We start from the raw sequence: 16,790 nt of genomic DNA, 5'->3' as shown, positions 1-16,790 counted from the left end.
AGAAAGTCCAAAATCTCAAATCTGAATCAGAGAGTGTAAGATAGATTGCTACATGAAAAATTGTTGGATTTAGGATTTAAAAAACACCAGTTATAAAATCCAAAATCCCAGTTGCGCTTCTAGCGCACCAAAGGTGCGACCAAAATCTAAAATTATTAGAGTGCGAGAGTTGTGGAGAAGGGGACGCTAGTTGAATTTAGGGTTCAAGGCGATCGCCGTCTGGGGATCGTAGAACGTCCAGACGGTAAAACCCGCTGGTTTGTGGTAGACGACCGTGGTCAATCCCACAGCCTCGCGCCTAGACAAATAACTTATACAGTTACCGGACAGACCTACAAACCCTCTGAGATTGCCAGCTTTTTAGAGCAAGTCAACCCTTATTTAGACCCATCTAGCTTAGAGGTAGCTTGGGAAATACTGGTTGAAGATGGGGAAACAATCACCCCAGACCTGATGGCGAATCTGTTATTTTCGGAATCAGCCGCGCCTCATTGTTACGCCGCCTATTGCTTGTTATCAGACGACAAACTTTATTTCAAGCAAAAAGGAGACGCTTATGAGCCGCGAACTGCTGCTCAAGTGGCAGAACGCAAGCACCAGATGGAAGTAGAGGCATTAAAAGCTAAAGGACAGCAAGAATTTTTAACTCGTGTAGAGCAGGCGCTCAATGGTGAAGCAGTAGAATGGCAGCGCCACGATCGCCAGCGTCTAGAAGGACTAGAAAAATACGCAGCGTTGATTGCTGACACAGTGCGGACGGGAGTGAATTATGACTCCTTAGCTCGCGCTTATCCGCCCAGCGCTCCAGTATTAGAAACTATGACCATGCTGGGACGGCCCACAACGCCCCAAGGGGCCTTTCAACTATTAGTAGATTTGGGTTGCTGGAGTCCTTATGAAAACTTGTTCCTGCGTCGTTCTTCAATTCCGATTCAATTTCCTCATAAGGTATTAGAAGTGGCGCAACAGCGTTTGGATTTCCCGCCGATTGACTCAGATACAAACCGCCTTGATCTGACTCACCTGAAGGTCTACACCATTGATGATGAAACTACCACAGAAATTGATGATGGTTTAAGTTGGGAAGTCCTACCCGATGGCCGGGAGCGCCTGTGGGTGCATATCGCCGATCCTACTAGATGGTTAGTGCCGGAAGATGAATTAGATTTGGAAGCCAGAAAGCGGGGCAGCACAGTCTATTTACCTACGGGGATGATTCCCATGTTCCCAGAGGTATTGGCAACTGGGCCAATGAGTCTGATCCAGGGACGGGTTTGTTGCGCCCTCAGTTTCGGAATTGTTTTAGGTACAAGTGGGGGAGTAGAAGATTACAGCATTCATACCAGTTCGATTAAGCCGACTTATCGCCTCACCTACGAAGATGTAGATGAAATGCTGCAATTACGGGTACAGGCAGAACCAGAAATTGCTGCGATCGCAACTTGGGCACAAAAGCGCAGAACTTGGCGTTATGCTCAAGGGGCAATTAGCATCACAATGCCCGAAGCAACGATCAAAGTCAAAGGTGACGAGATCAACATTGATATTTTGGACGATTCCCCATCACGGCAAGTAGTCGCAGAAATGATGATTGTTGCCGGTGAAGTTGCGGCTCGTTATGGTAAAGCTCATAACATACCTTTGCCCTTTCGCGGTCAACCCCAACCAGAATTGCCCCCAGAAGAAGAATTACTGCTACTTCCCGCCGGATTCGTTCGCGCTTGCGCCATGCGTCGTTGTATGCCCAAGAGTGAAATGAGCATTACGCCTCTGCGCCATGCTGGTTTAGGTTTGGATACCTACACTCAAGCAACCTCTCCCATCCGCCGCTACAGTGATTTGCTTACCCACTTTCAACTGAAAGCCCATTTGCGCGGTGAAGTTCTACCATTTTCCGCAGATCAACTTAAAGAAGTAATGATGACTGTCACCAGCATCACCCAAGAGGTGACGATGGTAGAACGGCAAACTAATAGATATTACGCTCTAGAGTATTTACGCCGTCATCCCGAGGAAACTTGGGATGTAACGGTGTTGATGTGGTTGCGGGAAGACAGTAACTTAGCCCTAATTTTGATAGAAGATTTGGGCTTGCAGTTACCAATGGTTTTCAAACGTTCTGTTAACTTGGGCGAACAGATAGTGGTGAAAGTTAGCCACGCCGATCCGCAAAAAGATATGATTCAGTTTCAAGAAATAGTTTATCAAGAAGCCCAAACAGCAGCGAATTAATTCGTAATTCGTAATTCGTAATTATTGGTGAAACACTCGCGCGTAATTGTCTTTCTTGGTTTCGTTCCTCAACCCAACCTACACCTAAATTCATCAAAGTCCTTAAAAATAAGAGTGGATGATTTTTATCCGACGAGAGTCATAAAAGAGCGTTAAATCCTTTATTTAATTGCCATTAGAGCAATTTTATTAGTATAATAATGGATCGTGTCGAATTAAAGCTATACCATGCCTAAACTCAAGACTCGTAAAGCCGCAGCGAAGCGATTCCGTGCCACCGGCACCGGAAAAATCGTCCGTCGGAAAGCTGGCAAAAGCCACCTTTTAGAACACAAATCTTCCGACAAAAAACGTAGCATGTCCAAGACCACACTTGTACATGAACGCGATGAACTCAACGTGCGCTTGATGCTCCCATATTTGTAAGTCCTTCAGGAAATAAGTTATGACACGGGTAAAACGCGGTAATGTAGCTCGGAAGCGCCGCAATAAAATTCTCAAACTAGCTAAAGGTTTTCGCGGTTCTCACTCAACTCTGTTTAGAACTGCCAACCAACAAGTAATGAAGGCGCTACGGAGTGCCTACCGCGATCGCAAAAAGAAAAAGCGCGATTTTCGTCGCCTCTGGATCACCCGCATCAATGCTGCTTCAAGACAACACGGCTTGAGCTATAGCCAGTTGATCGGTAACTTGAAAAAAGCTGATATCCAACTAAATCGCAAGATGTTGGCACAATTGGCAGTCCTCGATCCAGCTAGCTTCGGCAAAGTTGCGGAACTAGCAAATCAAGCTAAAGGATAAAGGTGGACACGGATGCATAACAGATGTAACAGATGGCAAGTAATTACTCGGTTACATCTGGTATTATCCGCCATTATTTTTTGGATATCTTGTTTTTCCATAGTGGGGACAGGATTCACTGCATCTGCCGCCGAAATGCCAGAAATTCAGCAGCGCGGCTATCTAACTGTTGCTGTCAAAGATAACTTGCGTCCCCTGGGATTTAGAGATACCAATGGTAATTTGCAAGGCTTAGAAATTGACTTGGCACAGCGATTAGCACTTGACTTGGTAGGGAAAGCAGATGCTGTCAAATTGCAACCTGTAGCGAATCGCGATCGCCTGTCTGTAGTCTTAGACAAGAAAGTTGATTTTGCGATCGCTAGGGTGACAGCAACCGAGTCACGCAGCCGGATAGTTAGTTTCAGTGTTCCCTACTATTTGGATGGCACTGTATTAGTTACAAAAGATGAGTCTGTGAAGAAGTTAAGTGATTTGGCAAAACAAAAAATTGCCGTACTCAATAATTCCAGCACTATTGCTAAAGTGCGGTTCTATTTGCCAAACGCCGAGTTGGTAGGAGTAAATTCATATCACGAAGCGCGAGAGCAAATAGAAAGTAATACCGCCGTAGCCTTTGCCGCAGATGCAACCGTTCTGAGCGGTTGGGTACAACAATATCCTGAATATCGGCTACTGCCAACTAAACTATCAACAGAACCATTGTCTGTAGTAATGCCCAAGGGATTGCAGTCCGATGAATTAAGACGAAATGTGAATCAAGCGATCGCTCGTTACTTAGAGCAAGGTTGGCTCCAGCAACGCTCTCAATATTGGGGTTTACCGTAAGAGACGCGATGAATCGCGTCTGTACAATTAATTGCGTCTTTACAGGAGTGAAGAATTGTCTCCCTCATCTCCCGGTTGGTGAGCGAAGTCGAACCACATCTCCCTCATCCCCAATAGCCTGATAATAGATTACAGAAGCAACTTTATAATATTTGCAGCAATGGATAACAGTCTAGCCGTTGTTTATCTCTCAATTTTGGTGGTTATACTCATAATTGCAGCCGTGAGTGTTTTTCGCCAGATTTTCAAAACTCGCAAGATTGAAGGCTCCTTTGCAAAATTGCGAAAGAAGTTAGAGAAAGAAAAGGGTACGACTCAAGAATATTATGAGTTAGCCAGTATTTATTCAGAAAAGAAACTATATTCCCAAGCGATCGCACTGTTTCAAAAAGCTCTGAAAGCTGCCGAAGAAGAGGAAGAAGAAAATATTGCCCCGATTTACAACGGTCTGGGTTATATTTATTTTACCCAAGAGCAATATGACCTGGCAATTCGTCAGTACAAAGAAGCCCTAAAATCTAAACCAGACTACGTAACAGGGTTGAATAATCTCGGCCACGCTTACGAGAAAAAAAAGTTAACTACTCAGGCGTTACAAAGTTACGAAGAAGCACTAAAGCTCGATCCAAATAACTCTATAGCGAAACGTCGTGCGGAATCATTACGGCGTTTGGTTTCTGCGTAATTGCTGAGAGCCAGCTTAGGGTTTGATGTTCTGGTTGAGATGGAAAATGTTCTCAGGATCATACCGCTTCTTGATCTGTACCAAGCGATCGTAGTTAGAGCCGTAAGCCGCCGCGACACGATCGCCCTCCTCTTCGGTCATAAAGTTCACATAGCCACCAGCAGATGCATAAGGTGCAGAAGCTTGGAAAAACTCACGTGCCCAAGCAGTGCATATCTCATCGTGTGCTACATCATCCCATCGTCCATGCACGTTAAGCACAAACTTCGCATCCCGATGATAATATGCCGTAGCCGTAGCCGAGACGCGGTTGGATGCCCCTGCAATCAATGCTATGAATATCTCGCATTGAGGCGAGGGTAGCTTGCCTGCGAATTCCGCGATCGCATCCAGTACTCCATCACGTAACTCTGTGAAATTATGAGATTTCCAGTAGTTCCTCGCACCGCGTGTAAGTAAAGGGTCAAAGGTTTGCTGCCATTCTACATAAGGCTGAACACCGATATGTTCACCATAGGCATCGCCAAAACTGCGTAGAGGTTTGATCAGTTTCTCACCCTCGACAATATCGCCTACATAAAAAACAGACAGCACGATTACCTCTTTGCCATGCACATTTTCAGGAAGAAAAGGCAGTGGCGGAGCCTTGCGAAGTACTACCCATACATTGAGTTCTTCGGGGGCTGATTCAGCAAATTGCCGATACTGTGTCAGTACCTGTTTGGCTTGGCTAAACGGGAAAACGATTAATCCAGCCAATATTTCAGGGCCCACAGGATGGAGAGCGAATTCAAACTCAGTTACTATCCCAAAATTACCGCCGCCACCTCGAATCGCCCAGAAAAGGTCAGCGTTTTCGTTTTCGCTTGTGCGGATCTTATTTCCATCTGCTGTAATCACTTCCGCAGAGATCAGATTGTCGATCGTCATGCCGTACTTACGGGTCAACCAACCGAAACCGCCACCCAGGGTAAGACCTGCTATACCAGTCGTTGAATTCACTCCTACTGGAGTAGCTAACCCATGTACCTGTGCCGAAGAATCAAAATTACCAAGTGTGGCACCTGGTTCGACATACGCACGCCTCTTCTGAGCATCAATACGGACATTCGTCATGGTTGAAAGATCAATCATCACGCCGTTATCACACACAGCGTTCCCCGCGATGTTATGTCCAGCGCCCCTGATTGATATTTCCAGCCCGTTCTCTCGCGCAAATTTGATTACATGGGGAATATCATCGGCTTCTGCACACTGCACGATAACAGCAGGTCTGCGATCAATCATCGCATTCCATATTTCACGAACTTCGTCATAACTCGGATCATCGGGAAGCACCACATGACCCTTCACATTGGTCTTCAGCCCCTCAATCGTCTCATTCAGTAGCGTTATCATGGTATTCTCCTACTACTTTAAAAGTAATGCTTAAGTCAACGATACAATCTCTTACCTTTCTATAAATATTTGTATGAAAAGTTAGTAAAAACTTACTTAATACTTAATTAAAAGTTACTCTAAATAATAAAAAGAAATAATGGGTTTTTGTAAAAACCCTCGAAAAGGGGATTAGGGATTTTATCAATTTCCGAATCTGAAGTAATCTACCCTAACTAAATCTGGTGCAGAAGTAGGGGGGTAGGGGGGATAAATTAAGTGCCTAAAATCACAGCTAACCACTTTTCAAACAACCTCTTAATTTATCGGGTTTCAATCTTCGGCTCAGAAATAGATAACTATAAGTATTTTGTAAAAATGTAAAAGATGATTAAGCGGCTAAAGCGTTTTTTGTGGCTAGCTATTCCCATCATTGTCATGATTTCTATCTCACTGGGACTAATGGAAATATTGACGGCTCAACAGCCTTCGATTTCCCATCCTCTCACTTCGCTAACTGAAGCAGAAATTAGTACAGCTGTTTCGGTGATTAAAAGTGAAAAAACTTTGAGCGAAACGGCAGTTTTTCCACTTATTGCTTTACAAGAACCAGATAAAGAAGAAATTCTAAAATTTACACCCAGTAAAGCTTTTGGGCGAAAAGCTTTTTTGGTAATCTATGAGCGATGCCTGCGGCAAGGACTCTGTCCTACGCAAAACAAAACTTATGAGGGAATTGTCGATCTAACAAGCAAAACTTTAAATTCCTGGAAAGAAATACCGTCTGTTCAGCCTGCGATCGTCAATTTAGAATATGAACTGGCAACTAAGGTAGTTAAAGCCGATCCTCGATGGCAAAAAGCGATGCTAAGGCGGGGAATTACCGATTTCGATCGAGTCAAAATCAGTTCATGGGCCCCAGGAATCCTGAGTCAACAGGAAGAAGCAGCAGGTAATCGTCTTTGTCGCAGTTTATCTTACTACCAGGGACAACACTGGAACTATTACGGTAGTCCGATTGAAGGAGTGGTGGCAACTGTCAATTTAAACACAGGTAAAATCGTCAGTTTCGTTGACAAGGGAAATGTACCTTTCTCTAAAGAAAACTGGAACTATGATCTAAAATCTTTGGGCAAATTACTTTCAGCGCCTAAAGTATTAAAGATTCTGCAACCTAATGGTAAAAGTTTTCAAATCAAAGACAATGAGATTAGCTGGCAAGGTTGGAAGTTTCGGTATTTAATGCATCCCCGTAGTGGATTGGTTTTATACCAAGTGACATACGATGACGGAAAAAATGTCAGACCAGTTTTATACCGCGCTAGCCTATCGGAAATGGTAGTCCCTTACGGCGATCCAGATCCCACTTGGTCGTTTAGGAATGCATTTGATGTTGGGGAATATAATCTTGGTTTGTTAGCAAATACGATGGAGTTAGGTAAGGAAATTCCTGAAAACGGTCTGTTGCTGGATGCTGTATTTGCGAATGAGCAGGGAGAACCTTATAAGATACCGGGAGTTGTTGGTATCTATGAACGCGATCGCGGAATGCTATGGAAACACTATGATTACAATACTCAGCGTAATGATGTTCGTCGCAGTCGAGAATTAGTGATGTCGATGACTGTGGCCGTTGACAATTATGATTACGGCATTAATTGGATTTTTCACCAGGATGGGACTTTGGAAGTCCAAAATGAGTTAACAGGTATCGTGCTGGCGCAGGGAACGGCTGCTCAAAAGCAATCTGAGGATGATTCCTATGGTCGGCTAATCGCTAAGAATATCTTTGGAGTAAATCACCAACACTTTTTCAACTACCGCCTGGATTTTGATGTCGATGGTCAAGCTAATTCTGTCATGGAAATGAACGTGAAAGCTTTGCCGATAGATGAGAAAAATCCATTAGGAAATGCGATCGCAGTTGCAGAAACCCCACTCACAACAGAAACGGCTGCTGTACGCGATTTGGATATGAAAAGCAGTCGGGAATGGATGATTGTTAGTGCCGATAAGAAAAATCCGCTAGGGGCTGCACCTGGATATATGCTGATGCCTGAAGGAAATTCTATGTTTTTCCCAGTGGAAGGCTCGAAAATCCGTCAACGAGCAGAATTTGCAACTCATCACGTCTGGGTAACAAAATATAAACCTGCTGAACTCTATGCTGGCGGCGATTATCCCAACCAGACTCAACCAGGACAGGGTTTACCAAAATATATTGCCGACGATGAAACCTTGATGGGTGAAGATATCGTGCTGTGGTACACAATGGGCGTAACTCATATTCCGCGATCGGAAGATTGGCCTGTGATGCCTGTTCACCGAGTTGGCTTTAAGCTAGTCCCTAGAGGATTCTTTAGCCGGAATCCAGCGATCAATTTACCTGAGTAAAATATTTGTTGGCTCAAGTTTTCTTCCTTCAGGTTTTTTGTCATGTCTAAAGGCAGTAACTTGAATGCTGATAAACTTATATAGGTCAAATACTGGCACTTGTTAAAATAGGATATCTTAATGAACTTTCCAGAAATTAATATTCCCGGTAATGGCAAGCTGCACGCTCGTTTAATTACTTCCTTGGGTGAAATTGTAGTTCGTTTGGAAGAAGAGCGAACCCCCAACACCGTCAAAAATTTTGTCGGTCTAGCAACCGGAACAATCGACTGGAAAGACCCTAAAACTGGTGAATCTGGTAAGGGAACTCCAGCTTACGATGGGGTTCGCTTTCACCGAGTCATCCCTGATTTTATGATTCAGTGTGGCGATCCTCTGAGTCGTTATTTAGATACAGCCAGCCGATGGGGTACTGGTGGCCCAGGATATCAATTTGAGGATGAGTTTCATCCTGAATTGAGACACACTGGTGCAGGTATCCTATCGATGGCTAATGCCGGACGCGGTACAAATGGTTCGCAATGGTTCATTACAGAAGCACCAACGCCTCACCTTGACAACAAACACAGTGTTTTTGGTGAAGTTGTCCAAGGTCTAGATATAGTCAACAAGATCGCTAATGTATCTACGACTAGAGATCGTCCGAATCAAGAAGTGGTGTTACAAAAAGTAGAAATTTTTCGGCAGTAATTAACACCTCTCTAGTACCGCAAGGCAGAAGTCAAAAGTCAAAAGTCACCCATGCTTTAATTTTGTTCTTTCTTTCTAGGACTTATGCATTGACAGGAAAGACCAAGTATAGATGATTTGAAAACAAGATCCGTCGTAGGGGCAATTCATGAATTGCCCCTACGACGCGGGTGTATTTAGCATCAATGAATGATTAATAAAAACCTGAAACGACGTAAATACGTTGATGCACAACATGATTATTTTGTACAGTACGTAAATACTTCTTTCTTTCTTTCTTTCTTTCTTTCTTTCTTCGTGTCCTTTGCGTCCTTGGCGGTTCGTTTTTCTTTCTTCTTTCTTCTACTTAAAATATGATTTAGCGCATCTTCATACAGAATTGGCATAACACACCGCCCCAAATTGAAAACAAACTTGCCGAAAAATTAAGATTTATTTTAAAAAAGCAACAGTAATGTTGTTAAATTCAGAAGCTAGATTCCAATCAGCAACAAGGTTTGAGCGATGCCTACGGCTATAAACCGCAGCTAAAACCCTTACAACTCTTCACTTCATCAGGGATACAACATTTGAGACAATCAGAAACGATTTAATAATAATCAAGCACTTATAGTCCATTTTTGTCGGACTCCGTGTTATTTCTGTTGAAAAGGGAGAACACAAACATGAAATTGGCTTACTGGATGTATGCAGGCCCAGCCCACATCGGCACTCTGCGAATCGCTAGTTCTTTTAAAAATGTCCATGCGATCATGCACGCCCCCATTGGCGATGACTACTTTAACGTCATGCGCTCAATGCTATCGCGGGAGAGGGATTTCACTCCAGTGACAACCAGTGTTGTCGATCGCAACGTTTTGGCGCGTGGTTCCCAAGAGAAGGTGGTAGATAACATCGTCCGCAAAGATGCCGAGGAACATCCCGATCTGATTGTGTTAACTCCCACCTGCACCTCCAGCATTTTGCAAGAAGACCTGCACAACTTTGTTGAACGGGCGCAGTTGGAAGCCAAAGGAGATGTAATGCTGGCGGATGTGAACCACTACCGCTACAACGAACTTCAAGCTGCCGATCGCACTTTGGATCAAATTGTCCAATACTACATTGAAAAAGCGCGGAAGCGGGGCGAATTGGCAGAGGGCAAAACTGAGAAACCCTCGGTTAACATTATCGGTACTACCACCCTGGGTTTCCACAACAATCACGACTGCACCGAACTGAAACGGCTGATGGCTGACTTGGGAATTGAGGTAAATACCTTAATTCCTGAAGGTGCTTCGGTGAATGACTTGAAAAAGATGCCGAAAGCCTGGTTTAACTTGGTGCCTTACCGTGAACTCGGTTTAACAACCGCTCGTTACCTGGAAGAACAATTCGGCACACCTTATATAGACATTACTCCAATGGGTGTAGTAGAAACTGCCCGTTGTATTCGCAAGATTCAGCAGGTAATTAACGCTCAAGGTGCAGAAGTTGACTATGAGGGCTTCATCAACGAGCAAACCCTGCATGTATCTCAGGCTGCTTGGTTCTCCCGTTCAATTGACTGTCAAAACTTGACTGGCAAAAAAGCTGTGGTCTTTGGGGATAATACCCACGCCGCCGCCATTACCAAGATTCTGGCGCGAGAAATGGGGATTCACGTTGTTTGGGCTGGAACCTACTGTAAATATGATGCAGACTGGTTCCGCGAACAAGTTAGCGAGTATTGCGATGAAGTGCTAATCTCCGAAGATCATGGTGAAATTGGGGATGCGATCGCTCGTGTCGAACCCTCTGCCATTTTCGGCACTCAAATGGAACGCCACGTTGGTAAACGTTTGGATATCCCCTGCGGCGTAATTGCTGCACCAATCCACGTCCAAAACTTCCCCATTGGTTACAAACCATTTATGGGTTATGAAGGCACGAATCAGATTACAGATTTGATCTACAATTCCTTCACTTTGGGAATGGAAGATCACCTATTAGAAATCTTCGGCGGTCATGATACCAAAGAAGTTATTACTAGGGGGATTTCTGCTGATTCTGATTTGAATTGGACAAAAGATGGTCAAGCAGAATTGAATAAGATTCCGGGATTTGTGCGCGGCAAAGTGAAGCGTAATACTGAAAAATTTGCCCGCGATCGCGGTTTCAAAGAAATCAACGCTGAGGTATTATACGCCGCGAAGGAAGCTGTCGGAGCTTAATTATAATTCAGTTATCAGCTATAAAACTGATAGCTAGAATTCCATAGAAGAGTGTTTTTTAAAAGAAACACTCTTCTGCTTATTATGAAATAATTTTTTTTGTACAAAGTAATTTATTAAAAATGGTGTATTTATGAGCAGCAATCAATTACCTAGCAGTCCTAACGAAAATAGACTATACACCAGATTAATTACGACTCTAAAAATAGTTCAGTTTGTCGGTTATTTCATTGTAATCGTTTTGTCTTTTGTCCTATTTTCAATCTTTAATTCGACTTTATATTTTGGTTTTGGTGGATTTAATATAATAGTTTTTGTGTATTTAATTTATGTAGGGGCTATCTGCATTATTATAAATATATTTACAGCAGTATTGATAGCAATCATCGACCTTTTAAGCCGCATAGAACGGAATACAAGGTCTGAATAATAACTGCTATTTAGCAATGATTTCATGTAACAGAATATAGATATAGTCCAGCACCAAGAAATTTAATTGCGATCGCGGTTTCAAGGAAATCAACGCTGAGGTATTGTACGCCGCCAAGGAAGCTGTTGGAGCGTAAGTTAATGGGTTAGCAATTTTTAATAATAAAGGGCATATCTTATATGAATGCCTTTTTTTATTACTTATTCTGACTTCAGCAGACGAATAAAGCCAGCTTGTTCAAAGTGGTGATCTGTGGTTAATGCCTCTTTAATGCCAAGCTGTTGCATGACTATAATAGGACTTACGCACACTCTACGAATTCTTGGCGTTCTTGGCGTCTTGGCGGTATGCCTCCGGCACGCTACGCGAACGATAAATTAAGCTTTTTGGCAATTTTTGCGTAAGTCCTGTATAAAAGAAGTGCTATCCACCAAAGACCAAGCTTTATCTTCTCTAGTTTTAAGTAACTCCCAAGCTGCTGAATCTATTGTTGGTTCAATATAAATCAAGTTGATATAAGAAGCAGTTCTAACAGCTTCTACGTATTTAAATAACTGCGGACGAGGTACGCGTAAAGGGCTATTCAGCAAAGCCACCAGTTCAATAACAACATAATTAGTTGTTACCATTGCTTGATTTTGCTGACGTTTATGTTGAAACCACTGCTTTGCTTGTTCATGGTAGGACTCAGTTGCAATAAATAAATTAGCCCACCCAGATGTATCTATAAAGACTTTATTCGCCAATTTTTAACTCCTGCTGCAAAGTTTGCTGGAGATATTGATCGTGGTTTTCTCCTACATCATAATTATCAAATTTCAATGTACCTAGTAAAGGTAAAATTGGATCGAATTCGGAGATATTTTCCTGTTTAGCTGATTGAGATAACGATTGCAGAATTAAATCTTCTAAAGATAGATTCAGCTTTTGCGCCTGAGCAGTTAATTTACTTTCTAAGTCATCTGACAACTGTATTGTTAATGTTTTAGCCATTCTAATCACCAGTTATAAATGATAAAAAGAACATTATAGAGTGAGTATTTAACTAAGATGTTCATAATCTCATTATATGTCCAAATAGCAAGTGGAAGAAAGCCTTTGTCTAGCTTGGGAACAATCGCAACTATTTATAACACTATATCCTTGATAAATCACGGGAGAATTAAACGATGACAACAGCTAGTTTATTTCAGTGGGTGGAACTGAAGCAAGATGTTCCTAATAGCCCTGTAAAAGCTGGCGATAGAGGGGTTGTGTTGGATCATCTGCGTCCTACTAAAACTCAGCAAGAGCCAGGATATATTTTAGAAATCTTTAAAGAGGGTGAAACTCTAAATGTAGTTACTGTGCCTATTTCCTGGGTTAACCCTCTACCTGAAACCTGGGGAAGTATTGAGCATGATACAAAACAGACAGTTTAAAGCAGAAAAAATCAAATTCATGGCTGACTTTTGTCTGCGATCGCGGTTTAAAGGAAATCATTGCTGAGGTGTTGTACGCTGCGAAGGAAGCTGTCGGAGCATAGATTAGCGACTTAGCTTATATTCCTTTAAAGCAATATTTCAATTCAAAAATAATTTTATATATCTCAATATATTTAGATAAGCCCAAAAAAACATACGCAGATATTTACTGATAAATAAAAATTAAAATCGAACAAATATCACAATACAAAATTATTACTTTGGGGATCTAATAGGCAGAATAACCTACTAGAAGCTAAACCGATGTGTCTCCCGTGACGAAGTAAAAAAAGCATCATAAAAGCCTAGCAATCTCTCTTATAGAAAAAAAACAGATGCGTGTTAATGTTTTAATCTCATCGTCTTCTCTTCGGGTCTTTCCCTATGCATCTGCACTATTTACACCCCCAACACCTTGAGGAATTAGTCAAGAGTAGTGGTATAGACTTACACTTAGTGCAACTCAATTTTAGGTCACTCCAAGGCGTAACTGCTTATGAGTACCTATTGATTTCTGAGCTACTCCCTCGCACCAATACAGGAATGGTAAAAACTGGATGGTTGCAGCGTTATGCTCATATCGCTGAGGGTGGTTGGTGGTGTTCCGGGCTAGACCCTTTGAATAACTGGCAAATGATGGAATGGGGATGCTTTAAGCCAAACCAACCCCGACAGAATCACAATGGTAAGTCCATCAAATATGAGCATCCCCCCAGCACGCCAACGCGGGTGTTTTGTTTGCGGGTAACGCTGCAAGTGTGGCAGCAAGTCGCTGGACGTTACAATCTGGTCATGCCTGACAATATCACCATTACTGCTGATGGTGAAGCTAGAGGCTTTTGGCAATGGGTGATGCAACATAACATTCCCCTCATTCTCTGCGAGGGTGTGAAGAAAGCAGCGACGCTGTTGACACAAGGATATGCAGCTATTGCTATTCCCGGAATTACCAGTGGTTATCGGGTTGTTAAAGATGAATTTGGCAAAGTTACCCGTCGTCAGCTAATTCCTGATTTAGCAGCGTTTGCAATTACAAAGCGCAGCTTTTATATTTGTTTTGATTTTGAAACTCAACCTAAAACAATTGCTGCTGTAAATAATGCTATTTCTCAACTTGGTTGTTTATTCCAGCAAGAAAATTGCCCTGTTAAAGTTATCGAACTTCCAGGAATGGAAAAAGGGGTTGATGAATTTATCGTTGCCAAAGGTGCAACTAGTTTCGAGAAAGTTTATCGGCAAAGTATTGATTTAGAAATTTATCTTGCTCAAACCAAACCCCATACTGAGTTAACTATTCCTCCTGCTCTCACCTTGAATCGACCTTATATAGGTGAAATCCCTTTCCCCACTTCTGGATTAGTAGGAGTCAAGTCTGCAAAAGGAACAGGTAAAACTACAGCACTGCAAGCCGTTGTTCAGCAAGCAAAAATTAGAAATCAACCCGTTTTATTAATTACTCACAGAATTCTACTAGGACGGTTTTTGTGCGAAAAAATTGGTATTCAATGGGGAACGCATAAAGAAGATGGGGATAAAAAGATTGATAAGACACTTACCCCTGCTCCTCCCATCCTCCGCTCACTCTCTCTACAGCAATCCCTTGGATTGTGCGTTGATTCAATTTGGAAACTTAACCCTGAAAATTGGCACGGGGCAATAGTAATTTTAGATGAAGTAGAGCAATCTTTGTGGCATCTACTAAACAGTAATACTTGTAAACATAAGCGTGTAAAAATATTAAGATTATTCCAGCAACTAATTTCCACAGTTTTAACAACTGGGGGTCTAGTAATTGCCCAAGATGCTGATTTATCAGATGTGTCACTTGAATATTTACAGGGATTAGCAGGAATTAAATTAACGCCTTGGGTCGTTCTCAACCAATGGAAGCCTCAACAAGGTTGGGATGTAACTTTTTATGATTCGCCAAACCCAACACCGCTAATTCACCAACTGGAATTAGATTTACTTGCTGGACGTAAATGTTATGTTACTACCGATAGTCGCGCTGGGCGTTACAGTTGTGAAACAATCGAACGTTATCTCAAAGAACGCTTACAAAAATTACGACGGCAATTTCCCAAAACTTTGGTGGTTAGTAGCCACACTACAAACACACCTGGACACGCAGCCGTTGATTTTATTGCAGCAATAAATCAAAAAATCTCTGCTTATGACGGCGTTTTTGTTACGCCTAGTTTGGGTACAGGAATTAGTATTGATGTCCAACATTTCGACCGAGTTTATGGCATTTTTCAAGGGGTAATTCCTGACTCAGAAGCAAGACAAGCATTAGCGAGAGTGCGAGATGATGTGCCGCGTGTTGTCTGGTGCGCGAAACGAGGTATTGGTTTAATTGGTAGTGGTAGTACAAATTATCGCTTGCTATCTGATTGGTATCAAGAAAATCAAAAAGAGAATTTAGCTTTGCTTAGTCCACTACATAAAATAGATGTAGATTTACCTCTAGTTCATGACCCGATTCATTTGCGAACTTGGGCCAAGTTATCTGCACGGGTAAATGCTTCTATCCGCCTCTATCGTCAATCGATGCAAGATGGTTTAATTGCTGATGGGCATCAAATTCAAATGCGGAGCAATGCTGTTCATAATAATATTATTCGAGATTTACGGCTTACATTTTTGGCAACTGACGCTGATGATTTGGCTACCCGCAGAAGATTAGTTTTAGAAATTGTCAAAGTTCAAAAAGATTGGGCACAAAGCCGTCAAAAAGCTAAAGAAATTAAACGTAAAATTAAGGATATTAAGCAGCAAAATCAACTATCGGTAGCAACTGCGGTAGCTAATGCTAAAGATATCGATTATGTAGAATATGAGCAGCTATTAGTAAAGCATTCTCTAACTGATGGAGAACGGAACCAAATCAATAAATATGTTCTCAAACAAAGGTATGGTGTAGAAGTTACTCCTTGGCTGAAATTGCAAGATGACCAAGGATATTATCGTCAACTGTTAATTCATTATTATCTAACTCATGAAAGTGAATATTTTCACGTTAGAGATCAGCAAGAATGGCATCAACAATTGTCTTGGGGTGAAGGAAAAGTTTTTCTACCAGATTTAAAAACTTACACGCTCAAAGTTGAAGCAATGAGAGCGTTGGGAATGCTTCAGTTTCTCGAAGCAGGACGAGAGTTTACCGAGAGTAATCCAGATTTAATAATGCTTAAAAATATTGTTTTTCAACATAGTAAGCATATTAAAAGGGCGCTTGGTATTAACTTAATCGGAGAAAAAGAGCAGGTTTCAGCAATAAAAATACTCAGCCGACTGTTAAATTTGTTGGGCTTGAAACTAAAGCGGATAAATGAGGTTTATCAAATCGACTTAGAAACGCTTTATGATGGCAGAGAGAGAATATTTGCAGTTTGGCATCAACGGGATGAGTTGATGTTGGCTCATGTTAAGAGTGTTGGCTATGAGTTGCCTGATTATTCTTCAGACTGGATGTTTGAAATTATTCAAAGCAAGCCTAATGCCGCAGTGGTCAAGGAAGAGGTCGGTATCTCTGGGTGATAGCTAACATGAAGCGCAATTGCGGTCTTTAGGCAATACGGTTCGGTTAGGGTTTTTTGATGAAAATTCTAAATCACAAAGACGCGGTAAATCGCCGTCTCTACAATAATCAATCCTTCGTCTTGACGGCGATTTATGGCATCTCTTGGCTTAACCG

The 16,790-nt window shown here is 42.1% G+C and carries 13 protein-coding genes; 10 read left to right on the top strand and 3 right to left on the bottom strand.

Going from position 1 to position 16,790, the window contains the following annotated elements; genetic code table 11:
- Positions 1–171: 171 nt before the first annotated feature.
- The 5 genes from HWQ36_RS04315 to HWQ36_RS04295 all read left to right on the top strand — a co-directional run bounded on the left by HWQ36_RS04315 (position 172) and on the right by HWQ36_RS04295 (position 4,547).
- Positions 172–2,232, top strand: coding sequence for a ribonuclease R family protein (locus tag HWQ36_RS04315; protein ID WP_292698447.1), 2,061 nt, complete (start codon positions 172–174; stop codon positions 2,230–2,232).
- Between the two features lie 228 nt (positions 2,233–2,460).
- Positions 2,461–2,658, top strand: coding sequence for a 50S ribosomal protein L35 (rpmI, locus tag HWQ36_RS04310; protein WP_012411238.1), 198 nt, complete (start codon positions 2,461–2,463; stop codon positions 2,656–2,658).
- A gap of 19 nt (positions 2,659–2,677) precedes the next feature.
- Positions 2,678–3,034, top strand: a complete 357-nt coding sequence (gene rplT, locus HWQ36_RS04305) for a 50S ribosomal protein L20 (RefSeq protein ID WP_069069781.1) — start codon at positions 2,678–2,680, stop codon at positions 3,032–3,034.
- A gap of 12 nt (positions 3,035–3,046) precedes the next feature.
- Positions 3,047–3,862 (top strand): transporter substrate-binding domain-containing protein, encoded by an 816-nt coding sequence (locus HWQ36_RS04300; protein WP_292698440.1) that lies wholly within the window; start codon positions 3,047–3,049, stop codon positions 3,860–3,862.
- Between the two features lie 160 nt (positions 3,863–4,022).
- The gene (locus HWQ36_RS04295; RefSeq protein ID WP_292698438.1) at positions 4,023–4,547 is read left to right on the top strand and encodes a tetratricopeptide repeat protein; all 525 of its coding nucleotides are present in this window, start codon (positions 4,023–4,025) and stop codon (positions 4,545–4,547) included.
- 15 nt (positions 4,548–4,562) lie between these two features.
- Here HWQ36_RS04295 and HWQ36_RS04290 read toward each other — a convergent pair whose 3' ends face one another.
- The gene (locus tag HWQ36_RS04290; protein WP_292698436.1) at positions 4,563–5,900 is read right to left on the bottom strand and encodes an FAD-binding oxidoreductase; all 1,338 of its coding nucleotides are present in this window, start codon (positions 5,898–5,900) and stop codon (positions 4,563–4,565) included.
- A 411-nt stretch (positions 5,901–6,311) separates the two neighbouring features.
- Between HWQ36_RS04290 and HWQ36_RS04285 the strand changes: the two genes are divergently transcribed.
- From HWQ36_RS04285 to bchB, 3 genes are all read left to right on the top strand, one after another.
- Positions 6,312–8,318: a primary-amine oxidase gene (locus tag HWQ36_RS04285; RefSeq protein ID WP_292698435.1), complete on the top strand. Its 2,007-nt coding sequence runs from the start codon at positions 6,312–6,314 to the stop codon at positions 8,316–8,318.
- A gap of 120 nt (positions 8,319–8,438) precedes the next feature.
- On the top strand, positions 8,439–9,008 hold the full coding sequence (locus tag HWQ36_RS04280; protein WP_292698434.1) for a peptidylprolyl isomerase: 570 nt from the start codon (positions 8,439–8,441) through the stop codon (positions 9,006–9,008).
- A 665-nt stretch (positions 9,009–9,673) separates the two neighbouring features.
- Positions 9,674–11,200 carry a ferredoxin:protochlorophyllide reductase (ATP-dependent) subunit B gene (bchB, locus tag HWQ36_RS04275; RefSeq protein WP_292698433.1) on the top strand — a complete coding sequence of 509 codons (1,527 nt, stop codon included), beginning with the start codon at positions 9,674–9,676 and terminating at the stop codon, positions 11,198–11,200.
- A gap of 807 nt (positions 11,201–12,007) precedes the next feature.
- Here bchB and HWQ36_RS04270 read toward each other — a convergent pair.
- A complete protein-coding gene (locus HWQ36_RS04270) occupies positions 12,008–12,376 on the bottom strand; it encodes a PIN domain-containing protein (RefSeq protein WP_292698431.1) in 369 nt (122 codons plus the stop codon).
- Positions 12,366–12,623, bottom strand: coding sequence for a hypothetical protein (locus HWQ36_RS04265; RefSeq protein WP_292698429.1), 258 nt, complete (start codon positions 12,621–12,623; stop codon positions 12,366–12,368). Before HWQ36_RS04265 ends, HWQ36_RS04270 begins: the two co-directional genes overlap by 11 nt.
- A gap of 176 nt (positions 12,624–12,799) precedes the next feature.
- Here HWQ36_RS04265 and HWQ36_RS04260 point away from each other — a divergent pair, with 176 nt between their 5' ends.
- Both HWQ36_RS04260 and HWQ36_RS04255 read left to right on the top strand, forming a co-directional pair.
- A complete protein-coding gene (locus HWQ36_RS04260; protein WP_292698427.1) occupies positions 12,800–13,051 on the top strand; it encodes a hypothetical protein in 252 nt (83 codons plus the stop codon).
- 426 nt (positions 13,052–13,477) lie between these two features.
- A complete protein-coding gene (locus tag HWQ36_RS04255) occupies positions 13,478–16,633 on the top strand; it encodes a plasmid replication protein, CyRepA1 family (protein ID WP_292698425.1) in 3,156 nt (1,051 codons plus the stop codon).
- Positions 16,634–16,790 lie beyond the last annotated feature (157 nt).

This window comes from Nostoc sp. NMS2, from assembly GCF_017115105.1.
In the GTDB taxonomy this organism is placed as follows: Bacteria; Cyanobacteriota; Cyanobacteriia; order Cyanobacteriales; family Nostocaceae; genus Nostoc.
Note: the sequence above shows the minus strand (reverse complement) of the source record. Positions and strands in the feature narration are given on the sequence as shown.